The organism is Streptomyces sp. DG2A-72 (assembly GCF_030499575.1).
Classification (GTDB): domain Bacteria; phylum Actinomycetota; class Actinomycetes; order Streptomycetales; family Streptomycetaceae; genus Streptomyces.
This window is the reverse complement of record NZ_JASTLC010000001.1, coordinates 7,335,071-7,359,299: the sequence shown is the minus strand read 5'-3', so window position 1 is coordinate 7,359,299 and position 24,229 is coordinate 7,335,071. Positions and strand designations below refer to the sequence as shown.

Below are 24,229 nucleotides of genomic sequence, written 5' to 3'. Positions count from 1 at the left end.
GCATCCCGCCCCTTTGCATTTTCCGCCAGACGGAATATTCCGCAGCGAAACAAACCGATAGGATCGCCCCCATGCGCCGTTCGAAAATCGTCTGTACTCTCGGCCCCGCGGTCGACTCCCACGAGCAACTCGTCGCGCTGATCGAGGCCGGCATGAACGTGGCCCGCTTCAACTTCAGCCACGGCACCCACGCCGAGCACCAGGGACGGTACGACCGTGTCCGCGCCGCCTCCAAGGAGACCGGCCGCGCGATCGGCGTCCTCGCCGACCTGCAGGGCCCCAAGATCCGGCTGGAGACCTTCACCGAGGGCCCGGTGGAGTTGGAGCGCGGTGACGAGTTCGTCATCACCACCGAGGACGTCCCGGGCGACAAGCAGATCTGCGGGACGACCTACAAGGGCCTGCCCGGTGACGTCTCCCGCGGCGACCAGATCCTGATCAACGACGGCAACGTCGAGCTGAAGGTGCTGGACGTCGAGGGCCAGCGGGTCAAGTCGATCGTCATCGAGGGCGGTGTCGTCTCCGACCACAAGGGCATCAACCTGCCCGGTGCGGCCGTCAACGTCCCGGCGCTGTCCGACAAGGACGTCGAGGACCTCCGCTTCGCCCTCCGCATGGGCTGCGACATGGTCGCCCTGTCCTTCGTGCGGGACGCCAAGGACGTCGAGGACGTCCACAAGGTGATGGACGAGGAGGGCCGCCGCGTCCCCGTCATCGCCAAGGTGGAGAAGCCCCAGGCGGTGGAGAACATGGAGGGCGTCGTGATGGCGTTCGACGCCGTCATGGTGGCCCGCGGTGACCTGGCCGTCGAGTACCCGCTCGAGAAGGTCCCGATGGTGCAGAAGCGCCTGATCGAGCTGTGCCGGCGCAACGCCAAGCCGGTGATCGTGGCGACCCAGATGATGGAGTCGATGATCACCAACTCCCGCCCGACCCGCGCAGAGGCCTCCGACGTGGCCAACGCGATCCTGGACGGCGCGGACGCGGTGATGCTGTCGGCGGAGTCTTCCGTCGGCGCCTACCCGATCGAGACGGTCAAGACGATGTCGAAGATCGTCGTCGCGGCCGAGCAGGAGCTGATGTCGAAGGGCCTCCAGCCCCTGGTCCCCGGCAAGAAGCCGCGCACGCAGGGCGGTTCGGTCGCCCGCGCCGCCTGCGAGATCGCCGACTTCCTCGGCGGCAGGGGCCTGATCGCCTTCACCAAGTCCGGCGACACGGCCCGCCGCCTGTGCCGCTACCGGGCCTCCCAGCCGATCCTCGCCTTCACGACGGACGAGTCCACCCGCAACCAGCTCACCCTCAGCTGGGGCGTCGAGTCCCACGTCGTCCCCTTCGTCAACAGCACCGACGAGATGGTCGACCTGGTCGACGGCGAAGTCCTCAAACTCGGCCGCTTCAATGCCGGCGACACCCTCATCATCACGGCGGGGTCGCCTCCTGGGGTGCCGGGCACCACGAACATGGTGCGGGTGCACCACTTGGGCGGCGCGGCGAAGTAACGCACGTGCCCGGCAAGGGGCTTGTACGGCGGTGAGGGCGCCTCCTTTGGCAGGGGGCGCCCTCAGCTTGTAGAGAGGACCGACGCATGGCTGCTGATCCCGCCCCGGCCCTGAGCGAGGTGCTGCGGCAACTCGCCGAGGTTGTCGGGCAGTACGAAGCCGAAGCCCCGTTCACCGACGGGCATGACCGCTGGTCCCTCTACCGTGCTGCCCTGGACACTCCGGCCGTGCTGCCGCTGCTGTTTGATGCGGTGTCGCTGGAGCCGGACGGGCCGCTGGCGTCCGGGGTCGTCGGCAACGTCCTGGAACGGGTTCCCGAGGACGAGCGCGAGCAATGGGTGCAGATCCTCCCGCCGAACGTGCGCGCCTTCTCGGCACGCCGGGCACGCGAACTCGGGGTCCTGGCCTCGCTGGAAGAGGGCGGCGTGCCGGCCGATGCCGTCGGAGAACTCATCGGCGGCTGGTCCGACTGGCTTCAGTTGAGAGCCGTCCGTGCGACCTCCGACAAGGAGGTGCTGCACGTCGTCTCCCAGATGGGCAGGACCAAGGCGATCAGGCGGGCCGCAACGGAGGCGCTCCAGCGGCGGTAGCCGCCCGTGACACGGCTGTGCTCGCCGGGTCGACACCTGGTCGGGGGCACAGTCCTCTGCAACTTCCGGAGATGGCTGACAGGGCGGCGCTCAGTGGGCTCGTCTCCTGGGGCGCCGGGGACGACGAACATGGTGCGGGAGCATCATCTGGGGGCGAGGCGAAGTAACTCGGGCCTGTAAGGCCTTTGAGCGGGGCGGTGAGGCTCTTGTACGGCGCTGAGGGCGTCCCCCTGTGGCCAGGGGGCGCTCTCAGCTGTTGTCGGGGCGTCAGCCGACGGTGCCCGACTCCGCGGGGAAGTCCGGCGGCCAGGGCTTGGAGGCGTCGTACAGGGCTTCCCGGTCGCCCATCAGCTCGTACTCGGCCTCCCGCCAGCTCGGCTTGCCACTGACGACGAAGCTGTCGCCGTCCGGCTCCAGCATCCAGGTGTACTCGGGGTCCTCCGGCCCAAGCCGGTGCCGTTCCCGCAGGACGGCGAACTCCTCGGCGGTGGCCCGGCGGATGTGCACGCCGTCCCGGTAGTAGGGCCGCAACAGCATGAGCTCCACGTGACCGAAGTAAGCCTCGACGTGTGTCGTGGTCCCATCGACGGCGAGCGCCTCGCTGGCAAGGTAGAGCTGCCGGTGCGAGGGGTTGAAGCCGACGACCCGGAACAGTCGGCCCGGGCGGATGAAATCTGGCATGTCCACAGTCCTCCCTCCCATTCCAGCAGCAGGTGCCCCCGGTCGTCCTGCTGGGTTTCAACCTACGGTGCGACCCTGCAGCGAAGTCGGAGGGCCAGGGCTGGGAGACCTCGAACAAGGACGGGTCCTCGAACGTGCGGGCCGCCTCCCGCCAGGAGGGGACGCCGGAGACCACGAAACTCCTGCCGGACGGGTCGAACATCCAGGTGTAGGTGGCGTCATCCCGGTCAGGTCATGGCGTTCGCGAAGTTCCTCGAACTTTCAGAGAGTTGGTCTCCGAGTTGGTCACCAACGCGCACGTGCACGCGCCCGGCCCCTTTTGTCTCCGTGTAAGGCGATCGGGGAAGTGGCTGCGTCTTTCGCGGCGAGCCGCCCCGAACGCCACGGCCATGCGGTGCGGACAGCGAAGAGGGGCGTGGGGAGGGACGTCGAGGTCAGGCCGTTGCCGATGCGGTCAGGCCGTTGAGCAGGAGCTTCGTGAAGCCTTGGGCCCATTCCGCGTCAACTAGTTCGGCACTCACCAAGGCCCGGTGCACCACCGCGCCCGCGATCACGTCGAAGATCAGGTCTGCCGTACGGGCCGCGGCCTCGGGGTCACTCTCCGTCGGTAGTTCCCCGCGCCCCTGGGCGCGGGCGCGCCCCTCCAGGACGAGCCGCTTCTGGCGGTCGACGATCGATGAGCGGATGCGAGCCCTGAGGGCGTTGTCCGTCGTCGACTCGGCGATCAGCGCCATCAACGCCGTCTTGGTCTCCGGGCGGTCCAGGAGGGCGGCGAATTGCAGCACCACGCCTTCGACGTCGGCGGCGAGGCTTCCCCGATCCGGTAGCTCAAGCTCGTCGAAGAGCGCCGCGACGGCATCGACCACGAGCGCATTCTTGCCCGCCCAGCGGCGGTACAGGGTCGTTTTCGCAACCCCGGCCCGCGTCGCCACGTCTCCCAGGGTGAGCTTCGACCAGCCCAGCTCAACCAGGGCCTCCCGCGTGGCCGCGAGGATCGCGGTGTCCGCGGCGGCGCTGCGCGGGCGTCCTGTGGCGCGTGGGGCGGAAGTGGGGCTCTGCATCCCATGACCATAACCGGCGGTTCCTGTGAGGCGGTGAGGGAGATCACCGGGTCCGGGGGGGCACGGAGGCACCCGGTGCCATTACGCTACGGGTCGTAGCGAAACCACTGGTGTGGGGTGGGGACCCGACGCCGAAACGAACACTGCGCGACCGGCTTTCACAACGCTTTTCACACACGCGCGAGAACGGGGAGGATGTACTCATGCAGCCACGGAACATGTCCATGAGCGGAGTCGTCGACCTCGCCGCGGTGAAGGCGGCCCAGGAGGCCAAGGCGAAGGCGGAGCAGGCGCGGGCCGAAGCGGCACGGCAGGGCGGCGGGGGAGGAGCCGTCTCCCCGGCCGACCTCGTCATCGACGTCGACGAGGCCGGATTCGAGCGCGATGCCCTCCAGCGGTCCACCGAGGTACCCGTCGTCATCGACTTCTGGGCCGAGTGGTGTCAGCCCTGCAAGCAGCTGAGCCCGGTCCTGGAGCGGCTGGCCGTCGAGTACAACGGGCGCTTCGTCCTTGCCAAGATCGACGTCGACGCCAATCAGATGCTGATGCAGCAGTTCGGGATCCAGGGGATTCCCGCTGTCTTCGCCGTGGTGGCGGGACAGGCGCTGCCGCTCTTCCAGGGGGCCGCAGGCGAGGCGCAGATCCGGCAGACGCTCGACCAGCTCGTCCAGGTCGCCGAGCAGCGCTTCGGCCTCACCGGCCTGGCCGTCGACGCCGAGGCCGAGCCCGGCGCCCCCGAGCAGCAGGCTCCCGCGGTACCGGCGGGGCCGTACGACGCCCTGCTCGAAGCCGCCGTACAGGCCCTGGACGCGGGCGACTTGGGCGGTGCCGTACAGGCGTACAAGAACGTGCTGAGCGACGACCCGGGCAACATGGAGGCCAAACTCGGCCTCGCCCAGGCCGAGTTGCTCCAGCGGGTGCAGGGGCTCGACCCGGCGCAGGTGCGCAAGGACGCCGCCGAGAAGCCGGGTGATGCACAGGCGCAGATCGCCGCCGCCGACCTGGATCTGGTGGGCGGACATGTCGAGGACGCGTTCGGGCGGCTCATCGACACCGTGCAGCGCACGGCGGGCGAGGAGCGGGAGGGCGTACGGGTGCGGCTGCTCGAACTCTTCGAGGTGGTCGGCGCCGAGGATCCGCGAGTCATGGCGGCGCGCAGGGCGCTGGCGCGCGCCCTGTTCTGACCGGGGCGAGGGCCCGGTTCTGACCAGTCACTAAACGCCGGGGCATGTGATGCCCGAGTGAAAGATTCGCCCACAGAGGACCAGTGCGGCCGCGCTTTACCAAATCTTGGTAATCGCGGCCGCTGTTACTGCGAGTAAGTCAGAGCCGTTGATCTGTCGGAATCTGTCCAGCGATCAACGGCTTTGTCCACCCCCCAGGAGCCACCCAGCGTCGCCACCCGAGACCCGAGGGTCGTTGTTCGGTTATCCGGCCGTTACTAGTGAGTAACGAACCCCCTTGTGCGGGCGGCGAGAATGCACCACGATCGGCGACGCTCGGTCCATTCCCGTACCCCGACAGCCGGTTGGGTCGACGGGAGTCAAGGGTCCCCACCGAGTAGAGCCGGCGGCAGTGGCGCCGGCTCTTGGGCAGGGGGGTCTTCGCCTACCGGCGAAGCCTGTCCAGCAAGGTTGTGCGTGATGCGTGTCAGGCGCGACCAGTGGTTGTCGCTCGGGGGTGATCGCCGGTGATCGAGGCGCGTTTCGCGCTTCCGGGCGCGGGCGCTCCCCTTCCCGAGGACGTAGCACTTCTCCCATCCCTGCCCGGCTGAGCCGTCGACTCGACAGGGGCAGTCAGGGCCAGGAGATGTACGTCCGAGAAGGAGGAAATATGGAGTCCCAGGTGCGTGGCGGGACCAGATGGAAGCGGTTCGCTGTGGTGATGGTGCCCAGCGTCGCCGCCACGGCGTGTATAGGTATCGCTCTCGGCCAGGGCGCCCTCGCCGCGTCGTTCAGCGTGTCGGGGCAGTCGTTCAAGGTCACGGCCGACAAGCTCGTCGGCACAGGCTTCTCCCAGTACGGGGCCATTGACGCGGGGACCACCCTCGACGGCAAGAAGACGGCTCACCCCGTCGCGGTCTCGGCCTTCAGGGACGCCACGATCACGAACATGTGCCAGTCCGTGGTCACGCCGAACATCCCGCTGCTCGGTTCCGTCAGCCTGACGCTGAAGGCGGGCGGCGGCGGTACGCCGGTCAAGGCCGAGAACCTGTACATCGACGTCGCGGAGCTTGAGGCGAACGCCGTCTTCAAGAACATCGACATCGGCGTTGCCGCCAAGGACGCCAACAAGGGTCCTGGCATGAAGGAGAACGAGACCTCGAACCCGTTCGGGTTCGCGCAGCAGGCCGACGAGGCCACGCTGACCGACGTGAAGCAGACGGCGTGGGCGACCACCGCCGGAACCTTCAAGCTCAGCGGCCTGAAGATGTCGCTGTCGACGGGTGTCAAGGAGTGCTACTAAGCACTCGATGACGGGCGGGGGAGCCGGTGGCGCCCCCGCCCGTCCACCGTAGAAGCGGAATCTTCACACCCAGTACAACTCACCACCACAGCAAAGCCGCACCAGGGAGCTGTTTTCCATGAGCGCCGAGACTCCTGCCGCTACCGGCCAGTTCAGCCGCCGGAGGCTGCAGTTCCGCGCCTGGCGGGGCACCCGGCCGTTCTGGGCCGGGCTGTTCGTCCTCCTCGGCGGAATCCCTATCGCTTACTTCCCGTACGCCCATCTGAAGATCGGGCACCTGACGCTGGCGATGGCGACCACCGCGGGCGCCGGGTCCCTGATCATCGGCGTGCTGCTCGTCGTGCTCGGCATTAGCCTCTGGTTTCAGAAGCACGTACGCACCTTCGCGGGCGTAGCGGCGATCCTGCTGGCCCTGGTCTCCATCCCGGTGTCCAACCTGGGTGGCTTCCTCATCGGCTTCCTGCTGGCGATGGTCGGCGGTGCGATGGCCGTGGCCTGGGTGCCGGGTGAGCCGCCGGCACCGGAGGCGGAGGAGACCGGCAAGGGCGAGGGCGGCGCGCCCGAGGGCCTGACCGGGCCGAGCGCCGATCCGCTGGGTGAGCCGATCGATCTGTCAGGAACGAGCCCGGCGAACGGGGCGAACGGGAGGCACAGTGCCGGCTGACGAGGTGACCCACGGGACTGGGGTGGACGAGTCCCGTGTGAGAACCGGGCCGCGCCATGCGGCACCCAAGAAGCCGCTGTTCACCAGGATTCAGATGCCGGCCGGGAAGGCGATAGCCCTGGCGGCGATGCCGACGGCTGTCCTCATGGGGATGGGGTTCACACCGAAGCTGGCGCTCGCCGAGGACCAGCCGACGTCCAAGAGCCTGACGGCGGACGAGTACAAGGAATGTGTTGCGGCCCTCGATGGCGAGGCGTCGGCGAGCGCGAGCCCGTCACCGTCCGCCTCGGCGAGCGAGTCCGAGGAGGCGGAGCCGTCGCCGTCGGAGTCCTCGACCGGGGACACCGGCACTTCGGACTCCACGGCGGGCAACTCCTCGGGCGGCAACGACTCTTCGTCGGATTCAGGTTCCGACGACGAGCCCACGCCGACGCCGTCGGCCCCCGCGAGCGGCTCGGGCGGCTCGGAGTCGGGCAACGACACCGCCACGCCGAGCCCCTCGCCGTCGGAGAGCGGCGGCGGTCTGCTGGAGGACATAGGCGACGCGATCTCCGGCATCTTCACCGGCGGTCAGGGCGCGTCGGCGAGCGCGAGCCCGTCGCCGTCGGCCACCCCGTCGGCGTCGGCCTCCGAGAGCGCGAAGTCCTCGTCGTCCGACGCCGTCAAGGAGACCACCGAGAAGGTCACCGGCACGGTCGAGGACACCGTGAAGGACACGACCGACACGGCGTCGAAGGCGGCCGAGGAGAAGCAGAAGGCGGTCGAGGAAGCGGCCAAGGCTGCCGGGCAGGCCGCCGAGTCGGCCACCCCGAGCCCGTCCGCGAGCGCCACCAAGGACGCCGACGGCTGTCCGGTCGCCACGGACGAGGAGGGCGGCGTCGACAACAAGGTGCCGCTGCCCGACGACCCCTGGTACCTGGACGCCAGTTCGCTGCTGCTGAAGGGCGCCGACTATCAGGGCATAGTCGAGGTGAGGACCGCGAACGGCACCACGAAGAAGGTGCTGAAGTACGTCATCTCCGACGGCACGGACATCGGTGACCTGCACCAGACGGTCAAGGACAAGCAGTCCGGCAAGACCTACCACGTGCAGGCGGGCGCGGGCACGACGTCCACGATCCGCAACGGCAAGACGATCATGTACACGGAGTCCATCTCCGGGAACCTGTTCGGCCTGATCCCGATCACGTTCGACCCGAAGCACCCGCCGCCGCTGAACATCCCGCTGATCTACTTCACCAAGGTGAAGGTCGTGCAGGCCGGCCAGTTCGGCGGCGACCTGACCGTCCCCGGGCTGCACAGCTACCAGACCGACTGAGCGGCGGGACCGGCTGGAGCGCCACCCTCTCGAGTCCTCTCCGGGAGCCGCAAAGAGCTGTGCCCCCGGCGGGTTTCGACCCGCCGGGGGCACAGCCTTGTCGATTTTCAGGTCGAACCTAAGAGCGAATTGAGGGTTCCGTAAACGCTTTCCCACTGTCATGATGATCGCGTCCCCATGGGGAGGGGGCGCGGGGGCGCGTGTTGACCGCACGCGGTACGGACGGGGCTCTTTTCACTTCCTGGCTTTTCTCGCTGACGCTTTGGCGTGCCTTCTTCCTGTGTGTACGGACCGACCATCCGGACAGACCATCCAGGTAGGCATCGACGTGCGAACGACACGAAGAAGATTACAGAGACGATTCCGGGCAGGGCGCGCACAGCGAGGGTTCGCTGCCGTCGCGCTCACGACCGCGGCAGCCGTGCTCGGCGGACTCGTCTCCGCGGCCCCCGCAGCCGCTGACGAACCGGGAGACAACCCGGCCAACCCCTACGAACGCACCCTGCGCATCAGCCTCGGCGCGCAGGCCCGCAAAGACCGCTGCCAGGTGGCACGGGCTGTGCACTTCGGCGGGCCAGAGATGAAGACATACGCGGCAACCAAACTCGCAGGCCCGGACGCCGGACTGCGCACGGTCGTGGCGGACTGGACCTTCGGTGAACTGGGCGCGGCCCACTGGCGGGACTCGGACACGGGCCTGGCGGACCTGCGTGCCTACCGAGACCGTCAGGACAAGCTGAACGCCAGCAACAAGCCTTACGCGTCGGTGAATTCGCAGGGCGGCCGGGACTACTGGGCACCGGATTTCGGCAAGGACATCATCACTTTCACCCTCGGCACCCAGCAGGACCTGTACGACAGGACGTGGGAGTCCCCGACACCGAAGCCCGGCCAGGCCTCGCTGGACCAAGCCAAGAAGGTGCTCGACGCCTTCGACACCGGCGACGACACGTGGGCTGCCGCGTACAAGGACGTCGCCGGGAAGGAACTGCTCGACACGACCAACCTGGGCTACTCCTCGGCCAACGACGTCGCCACCTTCCTGCGGTTCGGCGGCTTCCCGACGAAGGCCCCCGAGCCGGACTCGCTGGAGTTCCGCACCGAGGTCGAAGCGCTGAAGCAGGCCTGGGCGGCCTGTGACAGCGCCAACCCGATCGACCACTACCGGGTGCTCACCGGGGCGGTCGTGCAGGCGTACTCGGAGTGGGAGGCGGAGTACTCCGGCCAGGCCGGGCAGCGCAAGGCGATCGTCACCGCCGAGGCTGCCGCGGCTAAGGAGACGCGGGCCGCCACCGGCGCGATGATCGAGGCGGTCCGGCAGGCCTGGCAGGCTGACCAGATCCTGTACTGGCAGAAGTACTGGGCCGCGCACAAGGACTCGCTCGACTACCCGACGACGGCCGCGTTCACCAAGGCCGCGAAGGACCTGAACGCGGCCAAGACCAAGGCTGCCGCCCAGGTGGCCGTGGCGGACGCGGCGGCCGCCCGGGCCAAGACAGCCGCGAACACCGCGGGCACCGAGCAGACGAAGGCGTGGACGATCGCCGACGCCGCGAAGTGGCCGCGCGGCCGGGGCCTGCTCTATGCGCAGCAGTCCGTGCAGGTCGCCAAGGCATCGGCCGCGGCCGCCCAGGCGGCGGCGAAGGCGACGCTGACGGCGTCGAACGCGGCGAAGGCCACGGTGGCGGACTCTCAGACGCTCCTGGCGCTGGCGAAGACCCAGACGCACGCGCTGAACACGGAGTTCCGCAAGACGGCGGCACTGGAGGCGAAGGCGCAGGCCAAGGCGGCCGCCGAGTCCGCGGCCAAGCTGGCCGCCGAGGCGGCGGCCAACGCCACCACCGCGAAGAAGGCCCGTGCGACGGCCGAGAAGGCTGAGAAGACTGCCAAGGACCAGGCGGCGGAGGCGAAGCGGCAGCGCGGTATCGCGGAGGCCGAGAAGGCCACCGCCGAGCGTGAGCGCGACCTGGCGGCGAGCGAGCGCGCGAAGGCCGACGCGGCCGAGAAGCGGGCGCAGGGCGAACGGAACAAGGCCAGCGAGGCCCGCACGAACGCGGAGACGGCCGGCTCGACCGCGACGGCGAAGCTGGCGGCGGCGCTGAGCGCCGAACAGCGCGCCTACAAGTCCCGCAACGCGGCGGTCAAGGCCGAGCAGGAGAAGAACGCCACCGCCTCCCGAGCGGCGGCCCTGGAGTCCGCCGCAGCCGCCGCTGAGGGCACTGCGGCCGCAGCCGAGACCCGGCAGGCGGCCACCGAGGCCCGTGCCGCCGCCAACGACGCGGCGGGTGCGGCGACCCGGGCCCGTACGGCGGCGAACGAAGCGACCACGGCGGCGGTGAACGCCCGAGCGGCGGCGACCCGTGCGGAAGGTGCAGCCAAGCGTTCCCGGTCCGCCGCCGACGCGGCCCAGTCGGCGTACGCGAAGACCCATGCGGCTGCTGCCACCGCGCACGCCGCGGCGGCCGAGGCGATCGACGCGGCCGCGTCGGCGAAGGAGAAGGCCAAGAAGGCGGACGCCGAGGCCAAGAAGGCCCAGGCCGCCGCGATCACCGCGCGTAAGGAGGCAACCGCGGCGGTGGCCGAGGCTGCCAAGACGGCCGCGTGGGCGGCGAAGACCGCCGGGTACGCGCTCGCCACGGCCCAGTACGCGCAGGCCGCCCGGGACGCAGCGACCGCTGTGACCAAGGCGGCCAACGAGGCGATCAGCATCGGCTCCCCGTACATCGAGACCGACGCCTCGGCCGCGTACGCGGTGCTGATCGGGCAGACCTCCAAGACGATCGCCGAACAGCAGGCCAGCGCGGCCAAGGCCAAGTCGGACGAGGCGAAGAAGGCGGCGGCGCAGGCCAAGGCGCTTGCCGACAGGGCGGCCGGCGACGCGAAGATCGCCCTCCAGGCGGCGGCCGACGCGGCGGACTACGCGGTGCAAGCGGTCAACTCCGCCGCGGCGGCCAACGCTTCTGCCGCTGCGGCGGCGACCGACGCAGCGGCCGCGAAGAAGGCAGACGCGAACGCCCAGAAGTATGACCAGCAGGCGGGCACCGACGCCTTCTACGCCAACTTCGCGGCCAACGAGGCCGAGTCGGCGGCCGCCCAGGCCGACCGCGACGCCACGGAGGCCGAGAAGGATGCGACGAGCGCCCGCTCCGCCGCCTCCTCCGCCGAGGCCGACGCTGCCGCCGCGGACCGGACCGCCACGTACGCGGAGTCGGACGCGGTGAAGGCCGAGAAGGCCGCCTCCAACGCCGAGGGTGCAGCCAAGGACGCCGACGCCGCCGCCGACCGTGCGGAGAAGGCCCAGCGCGAGGAGCAAGAGGCCCTCCGCAAGGAGCGGGCCGAGACGGCGTACGACGCCCCCGACTTGGGCAGCGACCTGGAAGCGGCTCTGCTGCGCGCCTGCGGGCAGGAATGCGTGGACCAGTACCGCGCTGCCCAGGCCCTCGCCTCCATGGACCTGCTGACCTGGGTCAAGGAGAACGGCGGGCAGATCCTCCTCGACGAGATCGGCTGGACCGACCTCAAGAACTGCCTGACCAAGGGCGATGTCGAGGCTTGCCTGTGGACGCTGGTCAAGGCCGTCCCGGCCAGCAAGATCCTCGGGGTGAGCAAGGCGATCGTCCGGATCGCCTCGGGAGTCGTCGGTTTCTTCGAGAAGTCGGCCCAGGCCAAGCGGACGCTGGACAAGCTGCGCAAGCTGGCCGAGAAGGCGAAGAAGGAGCCCGAGCTTCCGTCCTGCCCGATCAAGAAGAAGCCCGCGCAGGCGGCGGCCTTCTCCGCGACGCAGACGTCCTTCTCCACCATGGCCGCGGCCGCGTCGTCGAACAACGACGACTGGGCGGACATGTGCGCCAACCTCGATCCCAAGGAGTCGCTGCCCAACGAACTCCTCATCAAGATCGAGAAGCAGTACGGCCCTGACGTGGCGGACGGCGTCGAGTACCAGTGGGACCGCATGGCGGACTCCAACTTCAAAACGGCCAACGACCACAACCTCCCCGGCATCGGCCGCGACCTGAAGGCCATGGCCGAGTACTTCAAGAAGTACCGTGGCGCTGCTACGCACCGGGAAGCGGGCACGGGCACGCCGGTCGCCTACGATAAGGCGAAAGGCTTGATCATCATCATCAAGCAGCGGTTCATCCACGCCTACAAGAAGACCGAGGCCGAGTTCTTCACCGGCGGTCGCTATGAGCCTCTGCCCTAGCAGTGAGAAGGGAGGACGCAATTCATGGAAACAGATTTCGAACTGACCCAAGACGGTGAGGAGTTCGTCGCCCGTCTCACCCGAAGCCAGGCCCTTGCCATGCACGAGGCGCTGATCTTTCTGCGCCACCGGGATATCAGTGCCAACATCCTGGCCCTGCAACTCGGTGCCGACCCCAAGGCGGTCGACAGCATCGTCGAGCGGTTGCGTGTCGGTGACGCGGAGTCGGTCGAGGTGCGGTTCCAGTGGGGGGAACTGCATGTCGTGCACAGTGCGCTGACATCCGTGGCGACCATGTTCATGTCGCGCGGCAGGGTCTTGCAGGAGCCCTTCCACATTCGGCTGGGCTTCTTCAGGGAGAACCTCGACGCCCTCGCACTGAGCCTCGTCAATGCGGCCTCCGAGGTGACGGCATGAGGTCCCGGCTCCAGCTCATCCCTGACGGTGAGGCGTTCGTCGCCCGGATCACCCCGGCCCAGGCGGAGGCTTATCACCAGGCTCTGGCTTTCCTACGCGGCCGGAATCTCGGAAATACGGCTCTGGTCGTGCAATTGGGCGCGGGTCCAGAGGCAGTCGACACCCTGGCCGACCGTTTCGAGGGCGCTCACGAGACGTCATTCGAGCTGCGGCTCACCATCAAGGAACTGCACATCCTGCACAGCGCAATGACCGCCGTGGCGGTCATGTTCCTGGAGCGCGGCATGTTCTCGGAGGAGAACTTCCACCGTGAGCTGACCTTCTACCGGGAGAACTTCGACGCCCTGGCACTTGGAATCGTCGAAGCAGCCGCCATGGCGTAATACGCCTCAAACGGCTTTGAAGGGCCCGGGGGCACATGCCCCCGGGCCCTTCCTCTGGAGAAGACGTGTGAGGGCACAGCTGGTGGCGACAGGAGACAGCGGTGATCAGCTTTGCCTTCGAACCTCGCGCCGAGGCCCCCCATTACCTTCTTCGTGGCCCCGCAATGGGGCTCCCGGCCTCTGGAGCTGGCATGACTGGTCCCCCCTGTCGAACGCATGGCCCGGGGGGTGGTGTCACCAGCTCCGGAGGCATCGACAGACCGCTGATTAGGGGCATGACCACCGGCTTCTCCGGAGGCAGGGAGGCTCTTCGTAATGTGGATGTGGCGATCGGTGCCGCGCCAAGGCCGGGCGAGTACGACCGGAGACTGCACGTGATCGACACCAGCGACATCGGCGTCTTCCTCGGCCTGGACGTCGGCAAGGGCGAACACCACGCCACCGCCGTCACCGCGACCGGGAAGAAGGCCTTCGACAAGCGGCTGCCCAACAGTGAGCCCAAACTCCGCGAGCTCTTCGCGAAGTTGCAGGCCAAGCACGGCACCGTGCTCGTGGTCGTCGACCAGCCGGCCTCCATCGGCGCCCTGCCCATCGCAGTGGCCCGCGACATGGGCTGCCAGGTTGCCTATCTGCCAGGTCTCACGATGCGGCGGATCGCCGACCTCTATCCCGGCGAGGCCAAGACCGACGCCCGTGACGCCTTCGTCATCGCCGACGCCGCCCGGTCGATGCCGCACACACTCCGCTCCATCGAGCTGGAAGACGAGACCGTCGCCGAGCTGGAAATGATCCTCGGCTTCGACGACGACCTGGCCGGCGAAGCCACCCGCATCAGCAACCGGCTGCGCGGCCTGCTCACCCAGATCCACCCGCACCTCGAACGGGTCCTGGGCCCGCGCATCCAGCACCCGGCCGTGCTCCAACTGCTGGACCAGTTCGGCTCGCCGGCCCTGATCCGCAAGGCCGGACGGCGCCGGCTGATCAGCCTGATACGCCCGAAGGCCCCGCGGATGGCCGAGCGGCTGGTCGAGGACATCTTCACCGCGCTCGACGAACAGACCGTCGTCGTCCCCGGCACGGACGCCGCCGCCCTGATCGTCCCCAGCCTCGCCAGCTCTCTCCAAGCCGTCCTCGACCAGCGCAAACTCCTCGCCACGAGAATCGAGGAACTGCTGGAGGCCCACCCTCTTTCCAAGGTCCTGACGTCCATGCCCGGCATCGGCGTCAGGACCGGAGCCAGGATCCTCATCGACGTCGGCGACGGCAGCAGCTTCCCGTCCGCCGCCCACCTCGCCGCTTACGCCGGACTCGCCCCCGCGACCCGCAGCTCGGGCTCGTCGATCCGCGGCGAACAACCCTCCCGCCGGGGAAACAAACAGCTCAAACGGGCCTTCTTCCTGTCCGCGTTCGCGGCCCTGGCCGACCCGGTCTCGCGGACCTACTACGACAAGAAGATCGCTCAGGGAAAGCACCACACCCAAGCCCTCCTCTGCCTCGCGAGACGACGAGCCAACGTGCTCTTCGCGATGCTCCGCGACGGCACCTTCTACGAACCCCAACCCGCCCCCACGGGTTGACGAAACCAATAGGGGCACCCCCCTGGGATCCGGGCTGGCCGGCGGAGAAACCTGACCGGCCAGAGCACCCGGAGCTGACGAACTCCGATTTCTGCCTGGAACTCTTCCAGGCGAATGTGCGGCTCGTCATCCACGGTGTGGACCTCAGCGTGCGTCTGCCGGGGCTGCCCGTGGTCGATTTCGCCCTGATGCTGCACTACGCCACGACGACGCTGGAGACCCAGAACGACGTCGCGACCGAGGCCAGCTGACCCAGCACGTGTACGCCTTCAGCCGCGACGGTGACTCCGTCACCCTCACTACGGAGTACCCGCCGGGCAAGGCGGAGCTGAACTGGTCCGAACTGCGTGAGCTGACCCCTCACGCCAAGTCCGAGACGGTACGCCTGATCACTACCACCCATCCGGAGCCAGCAACGCGTGGCTGCGGGAGACGGTGGGAGTACCGCCGACAGCGTGAGAACACCCGGTGAGAAGAACTGAGGGCGCCCCCTGCCAAAGGAGGCGCCCTCACCGCCGTACAAGCCCCTTGCCGGGCACGTGCGTTACTTCGCCGCGCCGCCCAAGTGGTGCACCCGCACCATGTTCGTGGTGCCCGGCACCCCAGGAGGCGACCCCGCCGTGATGATGAGGGTGTCGCCGGCATTGAAGCGGCCGAGTTTGAGGACTTCGCCGTCGACCAGGTCGACCATCTCGTCGGTGCTGTTGACGAAGGGGACGACGTGGGACTCGACGCCCCAGCTGAGGGTGAGCTGGTTGCGGGTGGACTCGTCCGTCGTGAAGGCGAGGATCGGCTGGGAGGCCCGGTAGCGGCACAGGCGGCGGGCCGTGTCGCCGGACTTGGTGAAGGCGATCAGGCCCCTGCCGCCGAGGAAGTCGGCGATCTCGCAGGCGGCGCGGGCGACCGAACCGCCCTGCGTGCGCGGCTTCTTGCCGGGGACCAGGGGCTGGAGGCCCTTCGACATCAGCTCCTGCTCGGCCGCGACGACGATCTTCGACATCGTCTTGACCGTCTCGATCGGGTACGCGCCGCTCTGTCACGGCTACCGCCGCTGGAGTGCCTCTGTTGCGGCCCGCCTGATCGCCTTGGTCCGGCCTTTCTGGGAGACAACGTGCAGCACCTCCTTGTCGGAGGCCGCACGGACGGCTCTCAACTGAAGCCAGTCGGACCAGCCGCCGATGAGTTCTCCGGCTGCATCGGCCGGCACGCCGCCCTCTTCCAGCGAGGCCAGGACCCTGAGTTCCCGTGCCCGGCGTGCCGAGAAGTCGCGCACGCCCCGCGGGAGGATCTGCACCCATTGCTCGCGCTCGTCCTCGGGAACCCGTTCCAGTACGTCGCCGACGACTCCGGACGCCAGCGGCCCGTCCGGCTCCAGCGACACCGCATCAAACAGCAGCGGCAGCACGGCCGGAGTGTCCAGGGCAGCACGGTAGAGGGACCAGCGGTCATGCCCGTCGGTGAACGAGCATTCGGCTTCGCGTTGCCCGACGACCTGTGCGAGCTGCCGCAGCACCTCGCCCAGGTCCGGGGAGGGATCAGCAGCCACGCGCTTTGTACCTCTCCATGGCGACTCGGTTGTTCTCCTGATGGTTCCCTGTCCTCAGAACCCCGCAGGCTCCGTATACACCCCCCACTCCTCCCGCAACACCCCGCAGATCTCCCCCAGCGTCGCCTCCGCCCGCACCGCGTTCAGCATCGGCTCGATCATGTTGCCGCCGTTCCGCGCCGCCGCGACCATCGCGTCCAGCGTGGAGCGCACCGCCGCGTCGTCGCGGGCGGCCTTCCGGCCGCCGAGCGCCCGGACCTGCTCCCTCTCCACCTCGTGGCTGACGCGGAGGATCTCCAGGTCGCCGGTGACCGAGCCGTGGTGGACGTTGACGCCTACGACCCGCTTGTCGCCCTTCTCCAGGGCCTTCTGGTACTGGAAGGCGGACTCCGCGATCTCCCCGGTGAACCAGCCGTCCTCGATGCCGCGCAGGATCCCGGAGGTGACCGGTCCGATCGGGTGCCGGCCGTCGGGGTGGGCCCTGAGGCCCCGCTCCTTGATCTGGTCGAAGATCTTCTCCGCGTCCGCCTCGATGCGGTCGGTGAGCTGCTCGACGTACCACGAACCGCCCAGCGGATCGGCCACGTTGACGACCCCGGTCTCCTCCATCAGTACCTGCTGCGTGCGCAGGGCGATCTCCGCGGCCTGCTCGGAGGGCAGCGCGAGGGTTTCGTCCAGGGCGTTGGTGTGGAGGGAGTTCGTGCCGCCCAGTACGGCCGCCAGCGCCTCCACGGCCGTACGCACCACGTTGTTGTACGGCTGCTGGGCCGTCAGGGAGACGCCGGCGGTCTGCGTGTGGAAGCGCAGCCACTGGGCCTTCTCGGACTGCGCGCCGTACACGTCCCGCATCCAGCGCGCCCAGATGCGCCGCGCGGCGCGGAACTTGGCGATCTCCTCGAAGAAATCGACATGGGCGTCGAAGAAGAAGGACAGGCCGGGGGCGAAGACGTCCACGTCCATGCCGCGGGAGAGCCCCAGTTCGACGTACCCGAAGCCGTCCGCCAGCGTGTATGCCAGCTCCTGTGCCGCCGTCGATCCGGCCTCGCGGATGTGGTAGCCGGAGACGGACAGCGGCTTGTAGGCGGGGATGCCGGAGGCGCAGTACTCCATGAGGTTGCCGATGAGGCGCAGGTGCGGCTCGGGCTGGAAGAGCCACTCCTTCTGGGCGATGTACTCCTTGAAGATGTCCGTCTGGAGCGTGCCGTTCAGGACGGCGGGGTCGACGCCCTGCCGCTCGGCCGCGACGAGGTACATGCAGAAGACGGGGACGGCCGGACCGCTGATCGTCATCGAGGTCGTGACGTCGCCCAGCGGGATGTCCCGGAACAGGACCTCCATGTCCGCCGCCGAGTCGATCGCCACGCCGCAGTGGCCGACCTCGCCGAGCGAGCGCGGGTCGTCGGAGTCGCGGCCCATGAGGGTCGGCATGTCGAAGGCCACGGACAGGCCGCCTCCGCCGTTGGCCAGGATCATCTTGTAGCGCTCGTTCGTCTGTTCGGCGTTGCCGAAGCCGGCGAACTGGCGGATGGTCCAGGTCCGCCCTCGGTAGCCGGTCGAATACAGCCCGCGGGTGAAGGGATACTCCCCGGGCCAGCCGATCCGCTCGAAGCCCTCGTACCTGTCCCCCGGCCGGGGCCCGTACACCGGCTCCACGGGATCGCCGGAGAGCGTGGTGAAGTCTGCGTCGCGCTTGCGCGAAGCGTCGTAGCGGGCCTGCCAGCGACGGCGGCCGTCCTCTATGGCGTGAGCGTCCATACCAACAAATTTACTTGGACGTCCTAGTAAATGTCGACCGTTTACCAGGGCGCCCTAGCAACGCCCTGGTAAGACGCAGGTCAGGCCTTCGCGACCGCCGGCGAATCCCCGGCCACCTTGGCCTCCAGCTCGTGGCTGATCTTCCGCTCGACGAAGAAGGCGGCCGTCGGGACGGTGCCGGCGAGCAGGACCCAGAGCTGCTTGCCGACCGGCCACTTCGCCTTGGAGCCCAGGTCGAAGGCGAAGACCAGGTAGAGGACGTACAGCCAGCCGTGCGCGATGGCGACGACCCGGGTGAAGTCGGCGGCACCGTCGACATCGAGGCCGTACTTCGCGATCATGCCGAGGCACAGCAGGACGAGCAGCACACCGGTGACGTAGGCCAGAACGCGGTAGCGGGTCAGCACGCTTTTTTTCATGCCGTCGAGCGTAACGGCCGGTTCCGGGAGATCTTGCCCCGGGCTACCCGTCCTCGAAGTCGCCGGCGGCCACCCGCAGCGGCCGCAGCATCGCGAAGATCTCGGCGCACTCCTCGGCGTCGTACACCCCGAGTCCGAAGTCCATCGCCATCAGGTCGCGGGTGGCGGCCTCGACGACCTCGCGGCCCTTGTCGGTGATGGTGGCGAGGGTGCCGCGGCCGTCGTTCGGGTTGGGCCGCTTCTCCACCAGGCCCGACCTCACCAGCCGGTCCACCGTGTTAGTCACGGACGTCGGATGCACCATGAGCCGCTCGCCGATCTTGGACATCGGCAGCTCACCGGCCTTCGAGAAGGTGAGCAGCACCAATGCCTCATAGCGCGCGAACGTCAGTTCGTACGGCTTGACCACCGCGTCGACCTCGGCGAGCAGGATCTGCTGGGCCCGCATGATCGAGGTGATCGCGGCCATGGAGGGTACGTTTCCCCAGCGCTGCTTCCAGTGTTCGTCGGCGCGGGCGATGGGGTCGAAGGGAAGGCTGAGGGGCTTCGGCACGCCCCAGACCCTACCGGCCGGTCATATGGCGGTCAGCCCCGTCTCGCCCTTCGGTCCGCCGGGCTTTCCCGGCATTGCGATACCGGCCGAGGCGTGTCCGCTATGCAACGATTAGTAATGAGTTGTCACTGTACGTCACTCTCGCCCAAGGGAGCAGCATGCCCCGGCTGATCCACGCCCTCGCGGCTCTCGCGGTGCTCGGACTCGCGGCGGGCTGTACGTCCGCGGCCGACATCGACGAGGCCTCCGTCGCCGGCGCCGCCTCCAGGAAGGCGGACCCCGCGTCGCCGTTCTGGGTCGACCCGGCGAGCCCCGCCGCCCGGCAGATCGAGAAGTGGCAGCAGCAAGGCCGTACCGAGGACGCCGAACTGCTCCGGCGGATCGCCGAGCGGCCCGCCGCGCTGTGGCCGGCCGGTGAGGTCGACCCGACCCCGGTGGTCGGCTCGGCCGCCGCAGCGGCGCTCCGGGAAGGGCGGACGGCGCTGTTCACGGCGTACAACATCCCGCACCGGGACTGCGGGCAGCACTCGGCGGGCGGGGCGGCGAGCGCGGGCGCCTACCGGGCCTGGATCGGGAAGTTCGCGGCTGCCCTGGGCAAGGCCAAGGCCGTGGTGGTGCTCGAGCCCGACGCGGTCGCGCATGTCGTGGACGGCTGCACGCCCGGCGAGTACCACGGTGAGCGCGAGAAGCTGCTCGGCGAGGCGATCGACCGGCTGAAGCGGCAGCCGAACACGAAGGTGTACCTGGACGCCGGCAACCCGGCCTGGATCAAGGAGCCTCAGAAACTGGCCCAGCTGGTCCAGCGCCTGTACCGGGCGGGCGTCGCGCGCGCCGACGGCTTCGCCCTCAACGTCTCCAACTTCCAGACCAACGAGGTCACCAAGAAGTACGGCCTGAAGCTCTCCAAGGACCTGGGCGGCAAGCACTTCGTCATCGACACGAGCCGCAACGGCAAGGGGCCTCTGACCGGCGCCTGGTGCAACCCGCCGGGCAGGGCGCTGGGCACCCCGCCCACCTTCGACACCGGCGAGCCCGCCCTGGACGCCTATCTGTGGGTCAAGCGGCCCGGGGAGTCGGACGGGACGTGCGGGGGCGGGCCGGAGGCTGGGCGGTGGTGGCCGGAGTACGCGCTGGGGCTGGCGCGCAACTCCCAGGCGTAGTCGGGTGCTTGTCGGCTACTTCACGTGGATCCACTTCGCCTCCGACGGCGTGCCCTGCGCGTCCGTCACGAACAGCATGTACCAGCCGGGCGGGACCAGGGCCGGGTCCTTCGGTACGTCGACCGTGACCGAGTCGCCTGTCCTGGTGAGGTCGAGTGCGATGGAGCGCTGTTCTACGTCCGTGGTGTGCGTGACCGCGCTGGGGCGCATGAGCCGGGCCGCGGTGATCCGTTCGGGGTGGGCGGTGGTGAAGGTCGCACGGTGGTCGCTGTCGAGTGTCTTCGGGCCGCGGTCGAGTACGGGGCGCTGATTGCCGTTCTTGTGCAGGGCGGGCGGCGTGAAGATCTCCATGCGTTGCTCGAAGTGGCCCAGCTTGGTGTTCTGCTGGTCGTCGAAGAGCGGGTCGGAGCCGAAGGTGGCGACCCGGCCGTCGGGCAGCAGCAGCGCCTCGGAGTGGTAGTTGCGGCCGACCGTCGGTGCGGCGGCCTCGCGGAAGGCGTTGGCCTTCGGGTCGTAGAACTGCGCCTTGAGGATGTTGCTGGCGCTGCGGCCCCGGTAGTCCGCGGAGCCGTTGGCGGTGAAGACGGTGTCGTCGGGCATGATCACGCTGTTCAGGTAGCGGGTGCCCTGGGGGAGGTCGGGGCCGTCCTCGAAGACCGGGTTGTCCTTCTTCAGGTCGACGACGGCCGTGCGCGGGGTCGACTTCTTGGACTCGCCGACGCCTCCGCCGCCGAGGATCATCACCTTCTGGTCCTGCGCGGGCGGGAGCAGGAGGGAGGCCGACGTCTCGGTCTTGTCGGCGTCGCGCAGGCCCGGCACGTACTGGAAGGTGTTGGTCCTCAGGTCCCACAGGCCGGGCTCGCGGCCCATGTCGGCGGGGCCGTAACCGGCGTTCGAGGCCGGGTAGAAGAGCTTGCCGCCCTTGGTGAGGAAGAGGGCGGGGTACGTCGGGAAGTACCGCTTGGGGCCCGGTGACCACTTCTTGGTCCTGGGGTCGTAGATCTCGTTGTCACCGGGGTCGATCTTGCCCAGGTCGTCCAGGCCGGAGACGGCGAGGACCCGGCCGTCCTCCAGGCCGACGAGGGTGGGGTACCAGCGGGCCTTGTCCATCGGTTCGACCGGGACGTACCGCTCGGACTTCGGGTCGAACTCGTAGGCGGCGCGGATGCCCTGGAAGTCCTGCTTGTCGAAGGTGATCCGCTCGGAGAGGCCGTAGGTGTTGTTCGCGTCCTTGCCGGTCAGGCCGACGATCTCGTACTGGGCCTGGTTCTCGGTGACGGACAGCGGGCCCTTCTCGACGGCCTCCACGAAGACGCGGACCTCGCTCGCGGTGACCCGGGTCCGGGCGGTGCGGCGGTCGGTGACCGCCTGGGCTCTGGGGACCGTGACGTCGAAGCGGGAGACGTACTCGACTCCGGCGGGCGAGCGGAAGACCGTGCCCTTCTTCAGGAACACCGCCTTGTTGGGGCTCTCGTTCTTCACGCGCATACCGCCGGCGGCGCGCTCCACCTCGCCGTCGAGGAGTTCGTAGCGGGCGGTGCCGCCGGCCACCAGGAGGCGGCCGTCGGGGAGTTGGGCGTGGCCGGCGCAGAAGAAGTCGTCGGGGGTGGGGATCTTCTTGAAGGTGTCGGTCCTGGGGTCCCACAGGACGGTGTCGAACTCGCCCTTGTTGAACTTCTTCTGCTCGTTGCCGGAGCCCGCGACGATCAGGACCTTGCCGGTGTGCAGGAGCGCCGCGTGGATGGCGTTGGTGCGGTACTCCTCGGGGATGTCGACCTGGCTCCAACTGCCGTACCGGGCTTGGTAGCCGGGTTGGGCGATCTTGTACGCGTGGTACCGCTCGCCCGCGAAGTCCAGTGCGGCCGGGGCGTTCAGGCTGAGCAGGACGGCGATGCCGCCGATGCCGAGGACGGTCTTCTTGGTCTTCTGAGAAGGTTTGTAGGCCATGGCCTAGTTGCCTCCCGTCGTGGAGCCGGCGACCGTGGTGCCCGCGCTGTTGCCGGCGAGCGCGGGTTCGGCTCCTTCGGCTCTGCGGGGCGGGGCGTGCAGTACGGGCAGCGGCGGGGGCTCCCTGCGCTCCTTGAGCAGGGTGGAGCACCATACGGCGACCGGCGCCAGGGAGATCGCCGTGGCCAGGAGCGCCCAGGTGCGCATCGCCGCGTGCGTGTTGTCGAGGATCACCGACGCGGTGAGGGAGGTCGCGAGGAGGCCCGCCCAGAAGAGGTGGATGCGGAAGGTGAGCAGGCGGTCCGGGCTGGCGTCGTCGCCCTTCGGTGTCACCACGAAGCGGCTGGGGCGGCGCAGGACGGCCTCGCCGAGGGACTTGAGGTAGATGGGGGCCGAGAGGGCCGACATCGCCATGCCGGCCAGGCCGCCGGAGCCCTGTGGTTCGTGCGGGGAGACGTTGTGGCGGCGGTTCCAGAGGTAGAGGCCGATCTGGAGGGCGGCGGCGTCGCTGTAGAGCATCAGCCAGACCGAGGCGGCGACTTGGGTGCCGGAGGCGCCGAACCAGAGGAACAGGACGCAGCTGAGGATGCCGAGGAACCAGTTGACCGCCGTCATCGGGTAGTAGACCAGCATGAGCGTGTACGAGAGGAAACGGCCCGGGGGCATCTTGCCGGGGGCCCTCCAGTACTGCTTGATCAGCGTCTCGTAGGTGCCGCGCGACCAGCGCATCTGCTGGGTGAAGAAGTCCGTCCAGGAGGCGGGGCCCTCGCCGACCGCGAGTACGTCCGGGGTGTAGACGCTGCGCCAGTGGTTGCGGGTTTTGGGGTTGCGGGTGCGGTGCAGTTCGAAGCCGGTGGCCATGTCTTCGGTGATCGAGTCGTAGAGGCCGCCTATTTGCTTCACGGCTTCGATGCGTACGACGTTGTTCGTGCCGACGAACATGGGGGCGCGGTAGCGGTTGCCCGCGCGTTGTATCAGCGCGTGGAAGAGGAACTGCTGGGACTCCGCTGCCTTGGTGACCGGGTTGTGGTAGTTGCCGTACACCTGGGGGCCTACGACGAAGGCGACGTCCGGGTCGCGGAAGTAACCCATCATCCGCTCCAGGAAGTTGGGGAGCGGGACGTGGTCGGTGTCGACGGAGGCGAAGAAGTCGTACTCCGCGCCGTGCATCGCGATCCAGGCGTTGTAGTTGCCGTGCTTGGTGCGGGCCTTGTGGACGCCGTCCGGTCTGTTCCACTCGGGGACGCCTCGGCGGGTGAAGTGCCGCACGCCGAGTTCGGTGCAGAGGGCTTTGGCCTGGTCGTCGTCGCCCTCGTCGAGGAGCCAGACGTCCAGGGGGCCGGGGTGGTGGATCCGGGTCGCGCCTTCGAGGGTGGCGCGGACCATGTCGAGGGGTTCCTTGCCCGGGACGTAGGTGGTGAGGAAGGCGACGCGGGTGCCGGGTTCGGGGAACACCGGGACGGGGTCGCGGGCGACCATGGTGGCGTGGGCGACGGAGGCGACGTTGACGACCATGAAGAGCTCGATCAGGCCGATGGATATCAGCATGGTGACGTCCAGGACGGCCATCCACTCGTCGCCGCCTTCGCGGTCCACCCAGTGGCTGGGCCATACGAGGTAGACGAGGAGGGCGCCGGTGAGGATCGGCGCGAGGGTCATGAGCAGGATCGCCCGTATTCGGTGCGGCTCGCGTGCGAGGAGCGATATGTACTGGACCCGGTACGCCTGGTCCGACGGCTCCCTGGGCGGTCCTGCCAGTCGGCTGTGGGTGTCGTAGTCGTAGCCCTCCGGCTGCCGCACAGCGTCCTCCAGTTGTGTGGGGTGATCGAACTAGTCGATACCCATACAAAAGTGGAGTTTTGGGGGTGTGTCGAACTGGACGCGTCCAGGTGGGTGCCGGTGGCTTTGGTGGGGGTGCGGGTGGGTGGGGGTGCGTGTAGCGGGGTGCGGTGCGGGTGCCTCCCGGCGGGGGTGTGGTCTGTGGTGGGG

22 protein-coding genes and 1 pseudogene are annotated in these 24,229 nt (G+C 68.7%); 14 read left to right on the top strand and 9 right to left on the bottom strand.

All coding sequences use genetic code 11. The annotated features are described in order from the left end of the window. Positions 1 to 71: 71 nt before the first annotated feature. Together pyk and QQY66_RS35200 are read left to right on the top strand one after the other, a co-directional pair. Positions 72 to 1,499: a pyruvate kinase gene (pyk, locus tag QQY66_RS35205; RefSeq protein WP_301984367.1), complete on the top strand. Its 1,428-nt coding sequence runs from the start codon at positions 72 to 74 to the stop codon at positions 1,497 to 1,499. 86 nt (positions 1,500 to 1,585) lie between these two features. Further along, a complete protein-coding gene (locus tag QQY66_RS35200; protein WP_301984366.1) occupies positions 1,586 to 2,089 on the top strand; it encodes a hypothetical protein in 504 nt (167 codons plus the stop codon). 267 nt (positions 2,090 to 2,356) lie between these two features. On the opposite strand, the gene QQY66_RS35195 is transcribed toward QQY66_RS35200, so the two are convergent. Continuing rightward, complete coding sequence (locus QQY66_RS35195) at positions 2,357 to 2,770, bottom strand: hypothetical protein (protein ID WP_301984365.1); 414 nt, start codon at positions 2,768 to 2,770, stop codon at positions 2,357 to 2,359. A gap of 32 nt (positions 2,771 to 2,802) precedes the next feature. Between QQY66_RS35195 and QQY66_RS35190 the strand changes: the two genes are divergently transcribed. Beyond that, positions 2,803 to 2,982, top strand: coding sequence for a hypothetical protein (locus tag QQY66_RS35190; protein WP_301984364.1), 180 nt, complete (start codon positions 2,803 to 2,805; stop codon positions 2,980 to 2,982). 222 nt (positions 2,983 to 3,204) lie between these two features. Here the strand turns inward: QQY66_RS35190 and QQY66_RS35185 are convergent, their stop codons facing one another. Beyond that, positions 3,205 to 3,831 carry a TetR/AcrR family transcriptional regulator gene (locus QQY66_RS35185; protein ID WP_301984363.1) on the bottom strand — a complete coding sequence of 209 codons (627 nt, stop codon included), beginning with the start codon at positions 3,829 to 3,831 and terminating at the stop codon, positions 3,205 to 3,207. 203 nt (positions 3,832 to 4,034) lie between these two features. Here QQY66_RS35185 and QQY66_RS35180 point away from each other — a divergent pair, with 203 nt between their 5' ends. From QQY66_RS35180 to QQY66_RS35135, 10 genes are all read left to right on the top strand, one after another. Beyond that, entirely contained in the window at positions 4,035 to 5,015 is a 981-nt protein-coding gene (locus QQY66_RS35180) for a tetratricopeptide repeat protein (protein ID WP_301984362.1), read from the top strand. 649 nt (positions 5,016 to 5,664) lie between these two features. Then, positions 5,665 to 6,297, top strand: coding sequence for a DUF6230 family protein (locus QQY66_RS35175; RefSeq protein ID WP_301984361.1), 633 nt, complete (start codon positions 5,665 to 5,667; stop codon positions 6,295 to 6,297). A 118-nt stretch (positions 6,298 to 6,415) separates the two neighbouring features. Continuing rightward, complete coding sequence (locus QQY66_RS35170; protein WP_301984360.1) at positions 6,416 to 6,961, top strand: DUF6114 domain-containing protein; 546 nt, start codon at positions 6,416 to 6,418, stop codon at positions 6,959 to 6,961. Then, on the top strand, positions 6,951 to 8,279 hold the full coding sequence (locus QQY66_RS35165; protein ID WP_301984359.1) for a hypothetical protein: 1,329 nt from the start codon (positions 6,951 to 6,953) through the stop codon (positions 8,277 to 8,279). Before QQY66_RS35170 ends, QQY66_RS35165 begins: the two co-directional genes overlap by 11 nt. A gap of 421 nt (positions 8,280 to 8,700) precedes the next feature. Continuing rightward, the gene (locus QQY66_RS35160; RefSeq protein WP_301984358.1) at positions 8,701 to 12,483 is read left to right on the top strand and encodes a hypothetical protein; all 3,783 of its coding nucleotides are present in this window, start codon (positions 8,701 to 8,703) and stop codon (positions 12,481 to 12,483) included. A gap of 24 nt (positions 12,484 to 12,507) precedes the next feature. Next, positions 12,508 to 12,900, top strand: a complete 393-nt coding sequence (locus QQY66_RS35155; RefSeq protein ID WP_301984357.1) for a hypothetical protein — start codon at positions 12,508 to 12,510, stop codon at positions 12,898 to 12,900. Further along, positions 12,897 to 13,283: a hypothetical protein gene (locus QQY66_RS35150; RefSeq protein WP_301984356.1), complete on the top strand. Its 387-nt coding sequence runs from the start codon at positions 12,897 to 12,899 to the stop codon at positions 13,281 to 13,283. Before QQY66_RS35155 ends, QQY66_RS35150 begins: the two co-directional genes overlap by 4 nt. A gap of 374 nt (positions 13,284 to 13,657) precedes the next feature. Further along, positions 13,658 to 14,860, top strand: a complete 1,203-nt coding sequence (locus QQY66_RS35145) for an IS110 family transposase (RefSeq protein ID WP_301987605.1) — start codon at positions 13,658 to 13,660, stop codon at positions 14,858 to 14,860. Then, entirely contained in the window at positions 14,857 to 15,111 is a 255-nt protein-coding gene (locus QQY66_RS35140) for a hypothetical protein (RefSeq protein ID WP_301984355.1), read from the top strand. The genes QQY66_RS35145 and QQY66_RS35140 overlap by 4 nt, the downstream gene beginning before the upstream one ends. A gap of 8 nt (positions 15,112 to 15,119) precedes the next feature. Beyond that, on the top strand, positions 15,120 to 15,332 hold the full coding sequence (locus QQY66_RS35135) for a hypothetical protein (protein WP_301984354.1): 213 nt from the start codon (positions 15,120 to 15,122) through the stop codon (positions 15,330 to 15,332). Between the two features lie 72 nt (positions 15,333 to 15,404). Here QQY66_RS35135 and QQY66_RS35130 read toward each other — a convergent pair. From QQY66_RS35130 to QQY66_RS35110, 5 genes and pseudogenes are all read right to left on the bottom strand, one after another. Continuing rightward, positions 15,405 to 15,890 (bottom strand): annotated as a pseudogene (locus tag QQY66_RS35130) (pyruvate kinase alpha/beta domain-containing protein); the annotation flags it as partial. A 12-nt stretch (positions 15,891 to 15,902) separates the two neighbouring features. Beyond that, positions 15,903 to 16,406 (bottom strand): hypothetical protein, encoded by a 504-nt coding sequence (locus QQY66_RS35125; protein WP_301984353.1) that lies wholly within the window; start codon positions 16,404 to 16,406, stop codon positions 15,903 to 15,905. 54 nt (positions 16,407 to 16,460) lie between these two features. Next, positions 16,461 to 18,161 (bottom strand): methylmalonyl-CoA mutase, encoded by a 1,701-nt coding sequence (locus QQY66_RS35120; RefSeq protein ID WP_301984352.1) that lies wholly within the window; start codon positions 18,159 to 18,161, stop codon positions 16,461 to 16,463. A gap of 80 nt (positions 18,162 to 18,241) precedes the next feature. Next, positions 18,242 to 18,580 carry a DUF3817 domain-containing protein gene (locus tag QQY66_RS35115; RefSeq protein WP_301984351.1) on the bottom strand — a complete coding sequence of 113 codons (339 nt, stop codon included), beginning with the start codon at positions 18,578 to 18,580 and terminating at the stop codon, positions 18,242 to 18,244. Between the two features lie 43 nt (positions 18,581 to 18,623). Next, the gene (locus QQY66_RS35110) at positions 18,624 to 19,133 is read right to left on the bottom strand and encodes a MarR family winged helix-turn-helix transcriptional regulator (protein ID WP_301984350.1); all 510 of its coding nucleotides are present in this window, start codon (positions 19,131 to 19,133) and stop codon (positions 18,624 to 18,626) included. Positions 19,134 to 19,291: 158 nt separating this feature from the next. Here QQY66_RS35110 and QQY66_RS35105 point away from each other — a divergent pair, with 158 nt between their 5' ends. Next, on the top strand, positions 19,292 to 20,293 hold the full coding sequence (locus QQY66_RS35105) for a glycoside hydrolase family 6 protein (protein ID WP_301984348.1): 1,002 nt from the start codon (positions 19,292 to 19,294) through the stop codon (positions 20,291 to 20,293). Positions 20,294 to 20,308: 15 nt separating this feature from the next. Here QQY66_RS35105 and QQY66_RS35100 read toward each other — a convergent pair whose 3' ends face one another. Beyond that, on the bottom strand, positions 20,309 to 22,240 hold the full coding sequence (locus QQY66_RS35100; RefSeq protein WP_301984346.1) for a kelch motif-containing protein: 1,932 nt from the start codon (positions 22,238 to 22,240) through the stop codon (positions 20,309 to 20,311). 3 nt (positions 22,241 to 22,243) lie between these two features. After that, complete coding sequence (locus QQY66_RS35095) at positions 22,244 to 24,040, bottom strand: cellulose synthase catalytic subunit (RefSeq protein WP_301984345.1); 1,797 nt, start codon at positions 24,038 to 24,040, stop codon at positions 22,244 to 22,246. Between the last annotated feature and the right edge of the window lie 189 nt (positions 24,041 to 24,229).